This window comes from Streptomyces rubellus (genome assembly GCF_036323805.1).
Lineage (GTDB): Bacteria > Actinomycetota > Actinomycetes > Streptomycetales > Streptomycetaceae > Streptomyces.
Window position 1 is genome coordinate 198860 of record NZ_JAZDCX010000007.1, and the last position, 17470, is coordinate 216329.

The 17470-nt window shown below is 73.7% G+C and carries 15 protein-coding genes and 2 pseudogenes; 12 read left to right on the forward strand and 5 right to left on the reverse strand.

What is annotated here, in order from left to right; translation table 11 throughout:
* Positions 1–61 precede the first annotated feature (61 nt).
* Entirely contained in the window at positions 62–919 is an 858-nt protein-coding gene (gene map / locus V1L54_RS10845) for a type I methionyl aminopeptidase (RefSeq protein WP_330117714.1), read from the reverse strand.
* Between the two features lie 53 nt (positions 920–972).
* Between map and V1L54_RS10850 the strand changes: the two genes are divergently transcribed.
* On the forward strand, positions 973–1206 hold the full coding sequence (locus V1L54_RS10850; RefSeq protein ID WP_330117715.1) for a hypothetical protein: 234 nt from the start codon (positions 973–975) through the stop codon (positions 1204–1206).
* Between the two features lie 174 nt (positions 1207–1380).
* Here V1L54_RS10850 and V1L54_RS10855 read toward each other — a convergent pair whose 3' ends face one another.
* Positions 1381–2154, reverse strand: coding sequence for a TetR/AcrR family transcriptional regulator (locus V1L54_RS10855; protein WP_330117716.1), 774 nt, complete (start codon positions 2152–2154; stop codon positions 1381–1383).
* A gap of 209 nt (positions 2155–2363) precedes the next feature.
* On the opposite strand from V1L54_RS10855, the gene V1L54_RS10860 reads away from it, so the two are divergent.
* From V1L54_RS10860 to V1L54_RS10885, 6 genes are all read left to right on the forward strand, one after another.
* The gene (locus V1L54_RS10860; RefSeq protein ID WP_330117717.1) at positions 2364–3020 is read left to right on the forward strand and encodes a (2Fe-2S)-binding protein; all 657 of its coding nucleotides are present in this window, start codon (positions 2364–2366) and stop codon (positions 3018–3020) included.
* The gene (locus tag V1L54_RS10865) at positions 3017–4000 is read left to right on the forward strand and encodes an FAD binding domain-containing protein (protein ID WP_330117718.1); all 984 of its coding nucleotides are present in this window, start codon (positions 3017–3019) and stop codon (positions 3998–4000) included. Before V1L54_RS10860 ends, V1L54_RS10865 begins: the two co-directional genes overlap by 4 nt.
* Positions 3997–6198, forward strand: a complete 2202-nt coding sequence (locus V1L54_RS10870) for a xanthine dehydrogenase family protein molybdopterin-binding subunit (RefSeq protein WP_330117719.1) — start codon at positions 3997–3999, stop codon at positions 6196–6198. Before V1L54_RS10865 ends, V1L54_RS10870 begins: the two co-directional genes overlap by 4 nt.
* Complete coding sequence (locus V1L54_RS10875) at positions 6198–7418, forward strand: XdhC family protein (protein ID WP_330117720.1); 1221 nt, start codon at positions 6198–6200, stop codon at positions 7416–7418. Before V1L54_RS10870 ends, V1L54_RS10875 begins: the two co-directional genes overlap by 1 nt.
* Before the next feature lie 124 nt (positions 7419–7542).
* A complete protein-coding gene (gene npdG, locus V1L54_RS10880; RefSeq protein WP_330117721.1) occupies positions 7543–8280 on the forward strand; it encodes an NADPH-dependent F420 reductase in 738 nt (245 codons plus the stop codon).
* Positions 8281–8517: 237 nt separating this feature from the next.
* Complete coding sequence (locus V1L54_RS10885) at positions 8518–8733, forward strand: hypothetical protein (protein ID WP_330117722.1); 216 nt, start codon at positions 8518–8520, stop codon at positions 8731–8733.
* Here V1L54_RS10885 and V1L54_RS10890 read toward each other — a convergent pair.
* Positions 8720–9517: a site-2 protease family protein gene (locus V1L54_RS10890; protein ID WP_330117723.1), complete on the reverse strand. Its 798-nt coding sequence runs from the start codon at positions 9515–9517 to the stop codon at positions 8720–8722. The two genes, V1L54_RS10885 and V1L54_RS10890, sit on opposite strands and share 14 nt — an antisense overlap.
* A gap of 388 nt (positions 9518–9905) precedes the next feature.
* On the opposite strand from V1L54_RS10890, the pseudogene V1L54_RS29455 reads away from it, so the two are divergent.
* Positions 9906–10025: pseudogene (locus V1L54_RS29455) on the forward strand (BTAD domain-containing putative transcriptional regulator); the annotation flags it as partial.
* Positions 10026–10046: 21 nt separating this feature from the next.
* Here V1L54_RS29455 and V1L54_RS10900 read toward each other — a convergent pair.
* Both V1L54_RS10900 and panB read right to left on the reverse strand, forming a co-directional pair.
* A pseudogene (locus V1L54_RS10900) lies at positions 10047–10262 on the reverse strand (ATP-binding cassette domain-containing protein); the annotation flags it as partial.
* Positions 10263–10407: 145 nt separating this feature from the next.
* Complete coding sequence (gene panB, locus V1L54_RS10905) at positions 10408–11271, reverse strand: 3-methyl-2-oxobutanoate hydroxymethyltransferase (RefSeq protein ID WP_330117724.1); 864 nt, start codon at positions 11269–11271, stop codon at positions 10408–10410.
* Positions 11272–11470: 199 nt separating this feature from the next.
* On the opposite strand from panB, the gene V1L54_RS10910 reads away from it, so the two are divergent.
* The 4 genes from V1L54_RS10910 (at position 11471) to V1L54_RS10925 (ending at position 16643) form a co-directional block, all read left to right on the forward strand.
* A complete protein-coding gene (locus V1L54_RS10910) occupies positions 11471–13171 on the forward strand; it encodes an MFS transporter (RefSeq protein WP_330117725.1) in 1701 nt (566 codons plus the stop codon).
* Positions 13168–13812, forward strand: a complete 645-nt coding sequence (locus V1L54_RS10915) for a TetR/AcrR family transcriptional regulator (protein ID WP_330117726.1) — start codon at positions 13168–13170, stop codon at positions 13810–13812. Before V1L54_RS10910 ends, V1L54_RS10915 begins: the two co-directional genes overlap by 4 nt.
* 438 nt (positions 13813–14250) lie before the next feature.
* Entirely contained in the window at positions 14251–15162 is a 912-nt protein-coding gene (locus V1L54_RS10920) for an endonuclease/exonuclease/phosphatase family protein (RefSeq protein WP_443076585.1), read from the forward strand.
* Between the two features lie 200 nt (positions 15163–15362).
* The gene (locus V1L54_RS10925; protein WP_330117728.1) at positions 15363–16643 is read left to right on the forward strand and encodes an MFS transporter; all 1281 of its coding nucleotides are present in this window, start codon (positions 15363–15365) and stop codon (positions 16641–16643) included.
* Positions 16644–17470 lie beyond the last annotated feature (827 nt).

Sequence of the window (17470 nt, forward strand, 5' to 3'; positions counted from 1 at the left end):
CCATGATTTTCTTGACTTAGGCTAGCCTAAGTCAATGCCTTGCCGACGACCTGCCGGAAAGCTACGGCAGGGTCAGGATCTCCGCTCCCGAGTCGGTCACCACCAGGGTGTGCTCGAACTGTGCCGTCCGCTTCCGGTCCCGGGTGACGACCGTCCAGCCGTCCTGCCACATCTCCCACTCGTGGGTGCCCAGCGTCAGCATCGGCTCGATGGTGAACGTCATGCCCGGCCTCATCACGGTGGTCGCGCGCGGGTCGTCGTAGTGCGGGATGATCAGCCCCGAGTGGAACGAGGTGTTGATGCCGTGCCCGGTGAAGTCGCGGACCACCCCGTAACCGAAGCGCTTGGCGTACGACTCGATGACCCGGCCGATGACGTTGATCTGGCGGCCCGGCCGGACCGCCTTGATCGCCCGGTTCAGCGACTCGCGCGTCCGCTCCACCAGCAGCCGGGACTCCTCGTCCGCCTCACCGCACAGATAGGTGGCGTTGGTGTCGCCGTGCACGCCGCCGAGGTAGGCGGTCACGTCCAGGTTCACGATGTCGCCGTCGCGCAGGACGGTGGAGTCGGGGATGCCGTGGCAGATGACCTCGTTGACCGAGGTGCACAGCGACTTGGGGAACTTCCGGTACCCCAGGGTCGAGGGGTACGCGCCGTGGTCGCACAGGTACTCGTGCGCCACCTCGTCCAGCTTGTCGGTGGTCACCCCGGGGGCGATGTGCTCGGCGGCCGCCGCCAGGGCGCGGGCGGCGACGCCGCCGGCGATCCGCATCCGCTCGACGGTCTCGGCGTCCTGTACCTCCGGCCCGGTGTAGGGCGCCGGGGCGTCCTTGCCGACGTACTCCGGTCGGGGGATGGCGGCGGGCACGGTACGCCTCGGGGAGAGCGTGCCCGGAACAAGAAGTGACTGGCCAGACATGTGCGCGAGTCTAACCGTGATAGCGGGCGCCGCTCCGGGGCAGCATGAGGGGCATGGCACTCTTCAAGCGCAGGAAGACGGGCAGGCCCGGCGAGTGGTTCTACTGCCTGGAGCACCACAAGGTCGAGGAGGGCCCGGAGTGCCCGGCCAAGGACCGCATGGGACCGTACGCCTCCCGCGCGGACGCCGAGCGCGCGATGGAGACCGCCCGCGAGCGGAACGCCCAGTGGGAGAACGACCCCCGCTGGTCCGAGCCGTCCACGCCGCGCGGGGACGACGCGCCGTAGCGCACGGCAGGCGTACCCGTCTGCGTGTGCACGGGCCCGGGGGTGCCGCAGTCGCGCCGGGGTGCACTCGGCGACGGGCGGGAGGGGACGGGGAGGGGCGGCCGTTCCGGACACCCCGGACCGGCCCCGACCCCCGCACGCACCCGCACTCACCGCATCTCGCGCCCGGCGCCCTCACCCCTCGGAGCGGGCGATCCTGTCCAGCAACTCGGCGAACAGGGCCGCCTCACCGGGGCTGAGGACGTCGAGGCGTGACACGGCGGTCCGGAGCGCGACGGCGTGGCTGACCGGCGAGGTGCCACCGGCTCCGTCCCCAGGCCCGGGCCTGGTCCCGGTCCCGGAAGCGCCCCCGCCGTCGGTGGTCACCGCGGCGAGGACGGCCTCCCGGGTGAGCCGGGGCAGGTCCGGATCGCGTTCCTCGGGGGCGGCGGAGAGCAGGGTCAGGGTCACCCCGCAGCTCGCTGAGTGGATCATGTGGGCCGCCCGCTCCACCCCGAGGCGGAGCCGCCCGGCCTCGGCCACCCGCTCGACGAGGCCCAGCAGTACCGCGTCGGCCTTCCGGGCGGCGGGAGAGCGCTCGCCCGGCCGGGGGTCGCCGTACATCAGGGTGTAGAGCGCGGGGTGGGCCAGCCCGAAATCGATGTGCAGGTCCCAGCCCCGGCGGAGGTCGTCCACCGGGTCGGGCAGCCGTTCCCGGGTGGTCTTGACCCGCAGGTAGTCCGCCATGCCGTACTCGGCCACCGCGTCGAGCAGCCCCCGCATGTCCCCGAACAGCCGGTAGATGGCGGGCGGCTGCACTCCGGCGGCGGCGCTGACCGCCCTGGTGGAGACCGCCTCGCGCCCGCCCTCCTCCAGGAGTGACACCGCGGCCCGCACGATCCGCTCCCCGGTGGGGATCTTGGTCTCGCTGTTCCCGCTGTTCCCGCTGTTCCTGCCGTTCTCGCCCATGGATACCGATGATATCCGACGGCCGGTAGCGCCTTGACCTTCCACTGTTACCGTGCTTGCATTATCGGTGTTAGCGCCGGTGGGTGTCGCCTCCCCGCACGGGCCCCCGGTGCCGCATGTCCACCTCAGCCCAGCTCCCGCCCCCAGCGCGCGTACCGGTACGTGACGCCCCGGCACGCGCGGGACCACGGACCACCAGGAGGAGACCCGTGCCCGAGAATCCCGTGAGCGAAGCACCACCGGAAGACGGAACGTCCCCGCCCGGAAGGACGCGCCGCGGCTTCCTCAAGGCCGGTGGCGTGACCACGGCCGCGCTGATGGCCCCCGGCGCCGCAGCGGCGCCCGCGCTCGGCGACACCGCCGGAGGAGGAGCGGCCGCCGGGCCGGCGGCGGACATCACCCTTCATGTCAACGGCCGGGCCCGCCGGCTCACCGTCGAGGCCCGGGTCACCCTCCTGGACGCGCTGCGCGAACGCCTGGAACTGACGGGGACGAAGAAGGGCTGCGACCGCGGCGAGTGCGGCGCCTGCACCGTCCTGGTCGAGGGCCGCCGCGTCAAGTCCTGCCTGACCCTGGCGGTCATGGAGGACGGCCGGGAGATCACCACCGTCGAGGGCCTGGCCCGCGGTGACCGGCTGCACCCCGTCCAGGAGGCGTTCGTCCGGCGCGACGCCTTCCAGTGCGGCTTCTGCACACCGGGACAGATCATGTCCGCCGTCGCCTGCGTCGAGGAGGGCCACACCGGATCCGACGCGGAGATCCGCGAGTGGATGAGCGGCAACCTCTGCCGCTGCGGCTGCTATCCGAACATCGTCGACGCGGTGCGCGACGCCGCGAAGGGGAGCGGGAAGGGGAGCCGGCGGTGAAGCCCTTCGACTACCTGCGCACCTCCCGGGCCTCCACCGCCGTCGGCGCGGTCGCGGCCCGCCCGGGAAGCTCGTTCGTGGCAGGCGGCACCGAGCTGCTGAACCTCATGAAGGACCAGGCACTCGCTCCCGGCCTCGTCGTGGACGTCAACGGCCTGCCCCTGTCGGAGATCGCCCTGCGCGACGGGCGGCTGCTCATCGGGGCCACGGCCCGGATGGGAGACGTCGCCGACCACCCGGTGGTCCGGCAGGGGTTCCCCGCCCTGGCCGAGGCGCTGCTCGCCTCCGCCTCCCCCCAGATACGCAACCGGGCCTCCATCGGCGGGAACCTGATGCAGCGCACCCGCTGCTGGTACTACCGGGACCCGGGCTTCCCCTGCAACCGGCGCGACCCGGGCAGCGGATGCCCCGCCCTGGACGGGCAGAACCGCTGGCACGCCGTCCTCGGCGGCAGCGACCACTGCATCGCCGTGCACCCCTCCGACCTGGCGGTCGCGCTGCGCGCGCTGGACGCCCGCGTCCGCACCCTCGGACCGGACGGCCGGCGCACCCTGGCCCTCGACGACCTCTACCGCCTTCCCGGTGCCACCCCGCACCGGGAGACCAACCTGCGGCACGGCGAACTGATCACCGGAGTCGAGATCCCCGTCACCCCGCTGGCCCGCTCCTCCCGGTACCTCAAGCTGCGCGACCGCGCCGGCTTCGAGTTCGCCGTGGTCTCGGTGGCCGCAGCCCTCACCCTGCGCGGGCGCACCGTGACCGACGTCCGGCTCGCGTTCGGCGGTATCGCCCCCAGGCCGTGGCACTCGGCCGCAGCGGAGGAGGCGCTGCGCGGCCGTGCCCTGACCGCCGGGGCCGCCGGGGCCGCCGGCCGGGCACTGGTCCAGGGCGCGAGACCGCGCGAGCACAACGCCTTCAAGGTCGAACTGGTGCAGCGCGCACTCGCCGATGTCCTCGACGACTTCGGAGGTGGGCGATGAGCCGGATCGTGGGCAGCCCGGTCCCACGGGTCGACGGGCGCGCCAAGGTGACCGGCGCGGCCGGCTACGCCGCCGACGCCCGCGTCCGCGGGGCGGCGCACGGGTTCCTGGTGACCAGCACCGTCGCGACGGGCCGCGTCGCCCGTATCGACACCCGGCGCGCCGAACGCGCCCCCGGAGTGATCGCCGTCCTGACCCATCTGACCATGCCCCGCCTGACACGGCCCGCCTCGCCCGGTGCGGCCTTTCTCAAACGGGTGCTTCCCCTGCAGGACGCGGAGATCCACCACAGCGGCCAGCCCGTGGCGTACGTCGTGGCCGAGACGCTGGAGCAGGCCCAGCACGCGGCGACGCTCGTCGACGTCGCCTACGACGCGGGACGGCCCCGGGTCGTCCTCGCCGCCGGCATGGACGACGCCTATGTGCCGCCACGCGGCCTGAGAGGCGAGAACGAGATCTCCCGTGGCGACTCGGCCGCGGGCCTGGCGGAGGCCGACGTCCGGATCGACGCCGAGTACACCAGCCCCATGCACCACCACAACCCCATCGAGCCGTCCACGACGACCGCCGTCTGGGAGGGCGACCGGGTCACGCTGTACGAGTCGGCCCAGGGCGCCAACGCCACCAGGGCGGCCGTCGCCGAGGCGACCGGCGTACCCGTGGCGAACGTCCGCGTGCTCTCCCCCTACCTGGGCGGGGGGTTCGGCGGCAAGGGGCCGGTGTGGCCGCACACCGTGCTCACCGCCGCCGTCGCCCGGGAGGTGGGGCGGCCGGTCAAGCTGGTGCTGTCCCGCGCCCACACCTACACCTCCATCGGCCACCGGGCCGAGGCCCACCAGCGCATCAGGATCGGAGCCAGGAGGGACGGCACGCTCACCGCCGTCGAGCACGTCACCACCCAGCAGGTCTCCCGCACCGAGGAGGAGATCTTCTCCACCAGCGAGTCCACCCGGATGCTCTACGCCTGCCCCAACGTGCGCGTCGTGCAGCGGGCCGTCCGCCTCGACCTGCCGGCGCCGAGCTTCATGAGGTCCCCGGAGGCCGTCGTCTCCCACGCCCTGGAGTCGGCCCTGGACGAGCTGAGCGAGGCGCTCGGGACGGACCCGGTCGAACTGCGGATGCGCAACCACACCCGCGACAACCCCGAGAACGGCGAACCCTTCGGCAGCAAGCACCTCCTGGAGTGCTACCGCCGCGGCGCGGCCGCGTTCGGCTGGGACCGGCGCGACCCCCGGCCCGGCTCGATGCGCGACGGCGGTGACCTGATCGGCTGGGGCATGGCCACGGCGGCCCACACGGCGGGCGGGCGGCCGGGAGCCGGTGCCCGCGTCGTGGTGTCCACGGAGGGCAGGGCCGTGATCCAGGTGTCCACCCACGACATCGGCACCGGCACCTACACGGTGATGACCCAGCTGGCGGCCCAGGTCCTGGGCCTGCCGATGGAGGACGTCACCTTCCAGCTCGGCGACACCGACTTCCCCTTCGCCTTCATCTCCGCGGCGTCGGCCACCGTCCCCGGCGTCGGCGGCGCCGTCAACCGGACCTGCACCCGGGCCCGGCGGGCGTTGATCGAGATCGCCGTCGCCGACGCGCGCTCACCGCTGCACGGTGTCCCCGCGGGCCGGATCAGCGTCGAGGACGGCCGGCTCTTCGTCACCGACGAGCCCCGGCGCCGCACCGGGGTGCGCACGGTCCTGCGCCGTCACGGCAAGCCCGTGGAGATCACCACCGAACCAGGTTCCATGGCCCCGGGCTACTCCACCGGCGCCGTCTTCGCCGAGGTGCGCGTCGACCCCCGGCTCGGGCAGGTCCGGGTGACCCGCATGCTCGGGGCGTTCGACGCGGGCCGGATCCTCAACCGCAGGACGATCCGCAGCCAGGCCGTCGGCGGCTTCGTCTGGGCTGTCGGCTTCACCCTCGGCGAGCACACCCTGGTCGACCCGAATCTGGGACGGATCGTCAACCCGAACCTCTCCGGTTATCTGGTGCCGGTGAACGCCGACATCCCCGAGGTCCAGGCGATCTTCGTGGACGAACCCGATCCGACCAGCGAAGCACTCGGAGCGCGCGGCTTCGGGGAGACCCCGATGACGGGCATGACGGCGGCCATCGCCAACGCCGTCCATCACGCCACCGGGGCGCGCATCCGTGATCTGCCCATCACCCAGGACAAGATCATTCGAGCTCTGGAGCGCTGATGGACGGCACGCGGTATGAGACATGGCACGAACTCCACCGGCGGTGGGAGGCCGGTGAGGCGGTCGGGCTCGCCACGGTCGTGTCCACCTTCGGTTCCGCCCCCCGCCCGCCGGGCTCGGCCATGCTCGTCACCCCGGACGGGCAGTCCGCCGGCAGTGTGTCGGGCGGCTGTGTGGAGGGCGCGGTGTACGACCTGGCCCGGCAGGTGGTGCAGGACGGCACCGCCGTGCTCGAGCGGTACGGCGTGAGCGATGACGACGCGGCCGCGGTGGGCCTGACCTGCGGCGGCACGATCGAGGTACTCGTCGAGCGCGTCGACCGGGAGACCTTTCCCGAACTCGGCGCCCTGCTGGGCCGGATGCGCGCGGGGACGGCCGTCGCCCTGGCCACCGTCCTCGACGGTGAGGGTGCGGACGGGCACGGGGATGGGGGTGAGGGCGGGAGTGGGGGCCGCCGCCTGGTCTGCTGGGCGGACGGGACGGCCGGCGGCACCGGCCGTCCGGATCTCGACGAGCGGATCGCCGCCGCCGCCCGCCGCCTGCTGGCGCGGGGCCGCAGCGGTACGGTCCGTCCCGCGGGCGGACCGCGGGTGTTCGTCAACTGCCTGGTGCCGCCGCCCCGCATGCTGGTCTACGGAGCCGGTGAGTTCGGTGCGGCCCTGGTCCGGCAGGGGGTCCTGCTCGGCTACCGGGTCACGCTCTGCGACGCCCGCCCCGCGTTCACCGTCCCCGAGCGGTTCCCGGAGGCGGACGAGGTGGTCGTGGACTGGCCGCACCGCCATCTCGCCGGGCAGGTGGCGGCGGGCCGCACCGACCCCCGTACCGTGGTCGTCTCACTGACACACGACCCGAAGTTCGAGATCCCCCTGCTGCGGACCGCACTGCGGGTGGAACTGGCCTATGTCGGTGCCCTGGGCTCCCGCCGCACCGTCGAGCGCCGTGCGGCGGCGCTGCGGGCCGCGGGGCTGGGGGACGAGCAGCTGAGCCGGCTGAACTCCCCCGTGGGGCTCGACCTGGGCGGCACCGACCCGGCGGAGACGGCCGTGTCCATCGCCGCGGAGATCGTCCTCCTCCGGCACGGCGGCCGGGGCGCCCGGCTGTCCGACACCACCGGCCCGATCCATGCGGAGGGCCGGGAGGCGGCCCTGGACGCGGCCCTGGAATCCGTGCGGGAACGGGGCCGGGAGCCGGTCCGTGGGGTGGTCGGCACGGCTTCCTGACGGGGCGCGGCGGGTACGGCGCCGGAGGCCGGGTGCGGTGCGCGACGGGTGGCGGAGACGGGTGAGGGGCGTGTCGCTACTCCCCGGTAACAGGTGTCCGTCCCGGGGCTGGCAGGATCGGGGCATGACTTCGAACGACGTATCCGCACAGACCGCCGGCGCCGCCCAGGGCGCACCGAGGAAGGCCCCCGCCAAGGACCCCTGGGAGCTGCCGGACGTCTCCGGCCTGGTGGTCGGTGTGCTGGGCGGCACCGGCGACCAGGGGCGCGGCCTGGCGTACCGGCTGGCCCGGACCGGGCAGAAGGTGATCATCGGCTCGCGGGCCGCCGAGCGGGCCCGGGCCGCCGCGCAGGAGCTGGGACTCGGCGTGGAGGGCGCGGACAACGCCGAGTGCGCGCGCCGCAGTGATGTGGTGATCGTCGCGGTGCCCTGGGAGGGGCACGCCGCCACTCTGGAGAGCCTGCGGGAGGAACTGGCGGGCAAGCTCGTCGTGGACTGCGTCAACCCGCTCGGTTTCGACAAGAAGGGCGCCTACGCCCTGAAGCCGGAGGAGGGCAGCGCCGCCGAGCAGGCCGCCGCGCTGCTGCCCGGTTCCCGGGTGACCGCCGCCTTCCACCACCTGTCGGCCGTGCTGCTGCAGGACCCGGAGGTCGAGGAGATCGAGACCGATGTGATGGTGCTGGGGGAGGTGCGGGCCGACTGCGAGATCGTGCAGGCGCTGGCGGGGCGCATCCCGGGAATGCGCGGGGTCTTCGCGGGGCGGCTGCGCAACGCGCACCAGGTGGAGTCGCTCGTGGCGAACCTGATCTCGGTGAACCGGAGGTACAAGGCGCACGCGGGGGTGCGGCTGACGGACATCTGAGCGGGCGGTGCGGGGTGCGGTGGCGGGCGCGAGTGGAGTACGGGCCGGTCCGGAGCACCCGCCCCTCCCCGTCCCCTCCCGCCCGTCGCCCGACCGCGGGCCGGCTTCGGTACGGGGGACCCCCACCGTCGGGCCGGGTCCCTCACTGCCCGGCTGCGGGACGGGGAGGGGCCGGGCGGGCGCATGGGGGACAATGGGCGTGTCGTACCACTGCTCGTACCGTCTGGAGCCCGCCCCATGGCCCCCAAGCCCCGGCTGTCCCTGTTCGCCCTGGCCGTCTGCGGCCTCGCCCTCGTCGCCGCGGTGGTGTCCTTCGCCAGGGGCAGCTGGCCGGTGGGGATCGTCTGGATCCTGATGGCCGGACTGGCGTCCAACATGGCCTGGTACTACGTGCGGCGCGCCAGGCTGGAGCAGGCCGTGGCCAGGGCGAACGACGGCCTCAGTCGGGAATGACGACGAACTCGGGGTCGCCCTCCCAGAAGCGGAAGTACTCCAGGCCGAAGTGGGTCTCCGCCTCGGAGACGCCCAGTGCCGACATGACCGAGTCGACGCCGTTCCAGAACACGGCGTTGACCTCCGGGATCCACAGGCAGGCGAAGACCGCGATCAGGCCGACGGGGGCGAACGGTTCCACCTGGCGGCGGACCTTGTGGGACAGCCACGGTTCCAGGACGCCGTAACCGTCCAGGCCGGGCACCGGCAGGAAGTTCAGGATCGCGGCCGTGACCTGGAGCATCGCCAGGAAGGCCAGCGCACAGCGGAACGCCACCGGCGTGCCGTCGAGCAGGCCCAGCCAGAAGGGCGCGGTGAGCACCAGGGCCAGGACCGCGTTCGTCAGAGGGCCCGCGGCGGAGATCAGGCTGTGCTTGACCCGGCCCCGGATGCGGTGGCGCTCGATGAACACCGCGCCGCCGGGCAGGCCGATTCCGCCCAGGATCACGAACAGCACGGGCAGCACGATGCTCAGCAGGGCGTGGGTGTACTTGAACGGGTTGAGCGTGAGGTAGCCCTTGGCCCCGATGGAGATGTCGCCGCCGTGCAGCGCGGTACGCGCGTGCGCGTACTCGTGCAGGCACAGCGAGACGATCCAGGCGGAGGTGACGAAGAGGAACACCGCGAAACCGGGCTGGGCCGCGAAGCCCGCCCACACTCCCCAGGCCGACACCCCCGTCACAGCGAGAAGTCCCAGGAATATGGGGCTGATCCGTCTGCCGCTGTGAGTGTGCGTCGCGCTCATGGACCCTGACCGTACCGGACGGCCGGGACGGGGCCGGGGGCGGTAGACAGCAGGAGACAGCGGGGGACGGCAGGAGACGGCAGGAGACAATGGCCGGGTGCGCTGTCGACACGAGCTGACCGTACGGGTGCTGCGCGAGGACGGCACCGCCGTGCCGGTGGGCGGCACGCGGCTGCGGGCGCTGCTGGCCGCGCTGGCGCTCGCGGGCGGGCGGACGGTCACCGCGGGCACGCTGGTGGAACGGGTGTGGTGGGACGTGCCGGAGCCCGCCGATCCGGTGGGAGCGCTCCAGGCGCTGGTCGGACGGCTGCGGCGGACGCTGGGCGGACAGGCCGTGCTCTCGGTGGAGGGCGGCTACCGGCTCGCCGCCGAGCGCGAGGACGTGGACGTGTTCCGTTTCGAGCACCTGGTGGGGGAGGGCACCCGGGCGCTGGCCGGCGGGGAGGCGGGGAAGGCCGCCGGGCTGCTGGCGGACGCGCTGGCGCTGTGGCGCGGCGAGCCGGAGGCCGGTCTGCTGGACGTGGGGCGGGCGCAGCGCCCTCGCCTGCCGCACCACGTCGTACCCGGCCACGGCGGCGGTTCCGGCGTCCGGGGCCAGCAGGGTGGCCAGGCAGCGCACCGGGGTGGTCTTGCCCGCTCCGTTGGGGCCGAGCACGTCCAGCACGGTGCCCTGCCGGACTTCCAGGTCCACCCCGTCGAGGGCGCGGGTGGCGCCGAAGCGCTTGACCAGCCCGCGCACCTCCACGGAGGTCGTCTCTCGTCGTGTCGTGCGGCCAGGCTGGCGGTCACCGCCGACAGACGGCCGACGGCGCACCGGCAGGCGGTCGGCGGCCCGCCGACGGGCGGAGGAGCCGTCGGCGGGCCGCCGGTGGACCGGCCGGCCGGCGGAATCAGTGGAAGGAGTGCTCCTCGGCCGGGAAGGCACCGCCGACCACGTCCCGCGCGAACTCCTTCGCCGCGCCGCCCAGCGCCTCGCGCAGCTCGGCGTACCGCTTGACGAAGCGCGGCAGCCGGCCGGAGGTCAGGCCCGCCATGTCCGTCCAGACCAGGACCTGCGCGTCGCACTCGGCGCCGGCGCCGATGCCGACGGTCGGGATGTGCAGCGAGCGGGTGACCTCGGCGGCCAGTTCGGCCGGGACCATCTCCAGGACGACCGCGAAGGCGCCCGCGTCCTGGGCGGCCTTGGCGTCGCGCAGCAGCCGGTGGGCCGCCTCGTCGCCGCGGCCCTGGACGTAGTAGCCGCCCAGCGCGTTGACCGACTGCGGGGTCAGGCCGAGGTGGGCCATCACCGGGACGCCCGCCTGGACGAGCAGTTCGGTCTGGGGCAGCGAGCGCTCGCCGCCCTCCAGCTTCACCGCGCCCACCCCGGCCTCCTTCACCAGCCGGGTGGCGTTGCGCAGGGCCTGTGCCGGGCCCTCCTGGTACGCCCCGAAGGGCAGGTCGGCGACGACCAGCGCCCGCTTCGTGCCGCGGACGACGGCGGCGGAGAGCACGGCCATCTCGTCCATGGTGACGGGCACGGTGGTCTCGTAGCCGAGGTGGCAGTTGCCCGCCGAGTCCCCGACGAGCAGGACGGGTATGCCCGCCTCGTCGAAGACGGACGCGGTCATCGCGTCGTACGCGGTGAGCATGGGCCACTTCTCGCCGCGCTCCTTGGCGGCGGCCAAGTCCCGCACGGTGATGCGCCGCTGCTGCGTTCCGCCGTACAGCGCCTTGGGGTTGCTGCTGTCGGAGGCCTGCTGGACATGCGTCATTGCACTGGCTCCTGTGAGTCGTCTCGAGGCGCCCTCACGGCGTCCCCGGATCCGTTCCCATGGTGCACCCGGGAACACGGTCGGGAAAGGGGAGAGGTGGGAATCGTTTCATCTCACAGCCATGTGCCGCGGCGGACGCGGGCCGGATTTCTTTACGATACGAGACGGTCTCGTATCGCAATCCGGTTACACTGCCCGCATGACCGCAGTCAGGCCCGCGACCGCGCAGCTCCCGGTATCCGAAGCCGTCCACCGCCGCCGCTGGGCGATCCTGGCCGTGCTGATGCTCAGCCTGCTGATAGTGGTGCTGGACAACTCGATCCTCAACGTCGCGATGAGGACCATCGCGACCCCCGCCCCCGTCGGCCTCGGCGCCACCCAGAGCCAGCTGGAGTGGGCGATCAACTCCTACACGCTGGTCTTCGCCGGACTGCTGTTCACCTCCGGCCTGCTGGGCGACCGGTGGGGGCGCAGGAAGGTGATGATGTTCGGCCTGGCCGTGTTCGGCGCCGCCTCGGCGCTCGCGGGGATGGCCGACTCGCCCGGCGAGCTGATCGCCTTCCGCGCCCTGATGGGCTTCGGCGCGGCCTTCGTGATGCCCGCCACCCTGGCCATCCTGATGAACGTCTTCGACCGCGACGAACAGCCCAAGGCCATAGGGGTCTGGGCCGCGGGCGTCGGGCTGGCCATCGCCATCGGACCCATCACCGGCGGGCTGCTCCTGGAGCACTTCTGGTGGGGCTCGGTGTTCATGGTCAACGTGCCCATCGTGGTGCTCGCGCTGGCCGCGATGGCGCTGCTGGTCCCCGAGTCGAGGGACCCCGCCCCGGGCCGGATGGACCCCCTGGGCGTACTGCTGTCGGTCGTCGGCCTGGTGCTGCTGGTCTACGGCATCATCACGGGTGGCCGGCTCGCAGACTTCACCGACCCCGAGGTGCTGCTGACGGTGGGGGCCGGCCTGGCCGTCCTGGCCGGCTTCGTGCTCCACGAGAGGCGCAGCGCCCACCCGGCCCTGGACGTCCGGTGGTTCCGCAACCCCGCGTTCTCGGCCGCCGTCACCGCACTCGCGCTGGTCTTCTTCGCGCTGATGGGCGTCACGTTCTTCATGGTCTTCTACCTCCAGAGCGTGCGCGGCTTCACCCCGCTCCAGACCGGACTGCTGCTGATCCCGCTCGCCGCCGCCCAGCTGTTCTTCGCGCCCCGGGCCCGGCTGGTCGTGGCCCGCTTCGGCGCCCGCGCGACCTGCGCGGGCGGTCTGCTGACGATCGCCGCCACCATGACCGCGTTCCTGCTGCTGGACGGGGACACCCCGATCTGGGTGCTGGAGCTGGTCTTCTTCTTCCAGGGCGCGGGGATGGCGCACATCGCGCCGCCGGTCACCGTCACGGTCATGCAGGCGCTGCCGCGGCAGAAGGCGGGCTCAGGCTCGGCCGTCAACAACATCTTCCGGCAGGTCGGCGGCGCGCTGGGCGTCGCGGTGCTCGGCTCGCTGCTCTCCGCCTCCTACCGCGGGCGGATCGACGGCGAGCTGGCCGCCGTGCCCGGCCTGTCGCGGGACGCGCGCCACGCGGCGGGCGAGTCCATCGAGAGCACCCTGGCGCTGGCGGACGGGCTGGGCCCGGCGGGGCGCGCCCTGGCCGCACGGGCGGACGAGGCGTTCGTCCACGCCATGCACGTCACGGCCGTCACCGGGGCCGCCGTCGTCCTGCTCGGCGTGGTCGTCGCCGTGCTCTTCCTGCCCGGCCGGCAGCCGGAGGAGCGGCAGGCGCGGGCCGGGGCCGGAGCGGCCGGCGCGGGCGCGCCGAGCCCCGGTGGGGTGAGCGCGCGTACCGGTGGCGCGGGCCCGGGTGACGAGGAGGACGGCGGCCGGGAGCCGGGAGTGAGGGAGACGGGACGATGACCGGGACGGAAGCCGGGCTCGGTACCGTCGTCGGCCCGGGACGCGGCCGGCCGCGCAGCGCGGCCGTCGACCGGGCGATCGTCGACGCCGTACTGCGCCTGCTGGAGCGGGGCAGCGGCGTCGACGCGCTCTCCATGGAGGGCATCGCCCGCGAGGCGGGCGTCGGCAAGGCGACCGTCTACCGCCGCTGGCCCGGCAAGGACGCCCTGCTGCTCGACGTCATGCGCGCCCTGGACGAACCCCTGACCGAGCTGCCGGGGAAATCCGTCCGGGACGACCTGGTGGAGGTCCTGGAGCGGCTGCGGCGGCGGGGCCTGGCCAAACGGGACTCCGCGCTGCTGCGCACCATGATGGGCCACTTCCACAGTCATCCGCGGTTGTGGCAGGCGTATCACGACACCGTGGTCCGTGCCCGGCACGAGCAACTGTACGCGGTGCTGCGGCGCGGCATGGAGCGCGGTGAGATCCGCTCCGACCTGGAGGTGGAGCTGCTCGGTGACCTCTTCCTCGGGCCGATGCTGGCCCGGGCGATGCTGCGCACCGGGCCGGGCGGGAAGCGCGGCGGGAAGGACGAACTGCCCGAAGGGCTGGCGGAGCGGATCGTGGACGGGATCCTGGAGGGTGCCCGGCCGCGGGGGTGAGGCGGGACCGCCGCATGCCGGCGGCGCGCCGGTGCCCGTTCCCGGCGGTTGCCGGCGCTGCCGGAATGTGCGCGTTTCGTTACAGTGGCGGGACGCTGCCGGAGGATCAGGAACCTGCCGCCCGGCCGCGGTCGTCCTGGGGACGTGTCCGCGTGCGGGTCGCCGGGGCCCTCCCCGGAGCGGGCCGGGCATGCGCGCGGCGCGGACAGGGCCGGCCGCCCCCGTTCCGGACCGGGGGGCGGTCCGCGGCAACGGCAAGTGGCAAGCGGCAAGTGAGGGACGGCGATGGCACGGGCGCACACGACGACGGAGGCGGAGTCCCGGACGGAGCAGGACGGAGTGGGCCGGCAGCCCGGTGCCGGCCCGGCCGCCACCGTACGCCGGTTCCTGCGCGGGGCCGTCCGGCTGGGCGGCGAGGGCAGGTGGCGGCGCGGCTGGATGCTCGCCCTGCTCTCGGTGCTGGTCGCGGCGCTGATGCTCCTGCACTCCCAGGTACCCAACCGGATCGGCAGTCTGGGCAGCCTGCTGGAGACGTTCCTGCCGTGGGTGGGGCTGGCCTTCCCGGTGCTCCTCCTGCTGGCCCTGCTGCGCCGTTCGGCCACCGCGCTCGTCGCGCTGCTGGTGCCCGTGCTGGTCTGGACGGGTATGTTCGGCGACCTGCTGATCGACCGGCGGGGCACGGGCGGCGACCTGACGGTCGTCACCCACAACGTCAACGCCCAGAACCCCGACCCGGCGGGCACGGCCCGGCTGCTCGCGGAGAGCGGCGCCGACGTGGTGGCGCTGCAGGAGCTGCCGAAGCGGATGCTGGTGCGGTACGAGACGGTGCTGGGGGAGGCGTACCCCCACCACACCGTGCAGGGCACGGTCGGGCTGTGGAGCAAGTACCCGATCGGCGAGGCCCGGCCGGTGGACATCGGGGTCGGCTGGACCAGGGCGATGCGCGCGACCGTGACCACGCCGCGGGGCGACATCGCCTTCTACGGGGCGCACCTGCCGTCGGTGCGGGTGAAGTTCGAGGCCGGGTTCACCGCCCGCCAGCGCGACATGGCCGCCGATCTGCTGGGCGAGGCCATCGCGGGGGAGCGGATCGAGCGGGTGGTGCTGCTCGGCGACCTCAACGGGACGATGAACGACCGGGCGCTGGCGTCCGTCACCTCCCAGATGCGCTCCACACAGGGCGCGGCGGGCGACGGCTTCGGGTTCAGCTGGCCCGCCTCGTTCCCGCTGGCCAGGATCGACCAGATCATGGTGCGGGGAGTGGAGCCGGTCTCCTCGTGGACGCTGCCGCCGACCACCAGCGACCATCTGCCGCTGGCGGCGTCGGTGCGCTGGGAATCGGAGCGGTAGGGCCGGCCCGACCGGGGCCGGCGCGGGCCGGGGAGGACGTTCGCGGACGCCCGGGTTAACGGGAGTCCGCTGTCCGTAGCACGCCTGTCACCTTTTTGTTTTGCGGCGGAACAAAAAGCCTGACAGGCTTGTTCGTGTTCGGAGCACACCTACTCCGTTCTCAGCTTCCCGCGCCCACCCTCGCGTCGAAAGGCCCTCCCATGCCCCTGGCCCTGCTGGCCCTCTCGGTCGCGGCCTTCGGGATCGGCACCACCGAGTTCGTCATGATGGGCTTGCTGCCCAACGTCGCGGACGACCTGGGTGTCTCCGTACCCGCCGCCGGCCACCTCGTCTCCGCCTATGCCATCGGTGTCGTCATCGGCGCCCCGCTCCTGGCCGCCGTCGGCGTCCGCGTCCCGCGCAGGCGGATGCTGATCGCGCTGATGGGCCTGTTCACCGTCGGCAACCTCGCCACCGCCCTCGCCCCCGGATACGGCACCCTGCTGGCCGGAAGGGTGCTGGCCGGGCTGCCGCACGGCGCGTTCTTCGGCGTCGGCGCGGTGGTGGCCGCCCGGCTGGCCCGCGAGGGGCGGGCGGCGCGGGCGGTGGCCACGATGTTCCTGGGGCTGACCGTCGCCAACATCGTCGGCGTCCCGCTCGGCACGGCGCTGGGGCAGCAGCTGGGCTGGCGCGCCACGTTCCTGGTCGTCACGGTGATCGGGCTGGTGGCGATGGGGGCGCTGGCGGTGCTGGTGCCGCATCTGCCGCTGGAACGGCGGGACGGCGGTGCGGGTGCCGGGGTCGGTGGTGAACTGCGGCGGGAGCTGCGGGCGCTGGGCGACCGTCAGGTGCTGCTCGGACTGCTGACCGCCGTCTTCGGGTTCGCGGGCGTCTTCGCCCTCTACAGCTATCTCGCGTCGATGGTCACCGAGGTCACGGGGCTCGCCGAGTCGTCGGTGACGGTGGTGCTGGCGCTGTTCGGCGTCGGTATGACGCTGGGCGCGCTGGCGGCCGGTCCGCTGACCGACCGGGCGCTGCGGCCCACGCTGTACGGGGCGCTGGGGGCGCTGGCCCTGGTGCTGGTGGCCTTCCGGTTCACGGTGCACGTGCCGTGGGCGGCGCTGGTGACCGTGGTGGTGATCGGCGCGGTGGGGTTCATGACCACCACGCCGCTGCAGATGCTCGTGATGGAGAAGGCGCGGCACGCGCCCACGCTCGCCGCGGCCTCCAACCACTCCGCCTTCAACTTGGCCAACGCCGGTGGCGCCTGGGCCGGTGGTACGGCCATCGCGGCGGGCTGGGGGTGGACCTCGCCGGCCCTGGTGGGTGCGGCGCTGGCGGTGGTCGGACTGGGGATCGCGGTGCTGGCGGGGGTGCTCGACGGCCGCGGGGCGTCGGTGCGGGGTTCGGCTTCGGCGCGGCGGTCGCGGGTGGTCGCCCGCGGCGGCGAGTCCGGTGCCGGTGTGCGGGCCGGCGCTGCGGACGGTGCCGGAGTCCGCTGACCCCGGGGCCGGTGTTCCAGCCCTGTCCCGGGCACGGGGTGTGTGCCCGGGCTGCGCCCGGGTGCGGGTGGGGTGCGTGCCGGGGTCGGGGCCGGTCCGGGGCGACCATTCCGGACGGCATGATTTACGGCCGTGATCGTGCCACGTTTCCTTGCCCATGCATTGGCCGCAAATCACGCTTGAGTGTCCGGAACGGCCGCCCCTCCCCGTCCCCTCCCGCCGCCGCCCGACTGCGGGTCCGATTCCCCTGCGCTCCAGGCCAGGTCCGCTCCCGGGGTGATCACCCGGCCGCATCCCGTACACCCCCGGACCGGGCCCACTCCCGGGACGGTTGCCCGGAGCCGGATCGGGGGTCGGTACGGACCGGGCCGTCGGACGTGCCCGCGGGTCGCCCCGGCCTGCCAAGGGACACCACCGCACACCAGGGACGAGCAGCGCCCCGGCCGCCCTCGCGGATCCGGCCGAACGACCGGCGCCCCGCCCCACGGCAGCGGCACGTCCCCGTCGCCCCTGTGTGTACGGGCGAACGGTCGGTAGCCCGCCTCGCGGCAGCGGCACGTCCTGGTCGCCCTCACGTGCAGGGGCGAGTGGCCGGTAGTCCCGCCGCGGCCAGGGGCGTCACCCGACGTGTACGAGCCGGTGGGCGTGGAGGGCCGCAGGCGCGACGGGGTGCACCCGGCGACGGCGGGGAGGGGACGGGGAGGGGCGGCCGTTCCGGACACTCAAGCGTGATTTGCGGCCAATGAGAGAGTGACAGAACGTGGGGCGGCAACGGCCGTAAATCATGCCGTCCGGAACGGCCGCCCCGGACCGGCCCCGACCCCGGC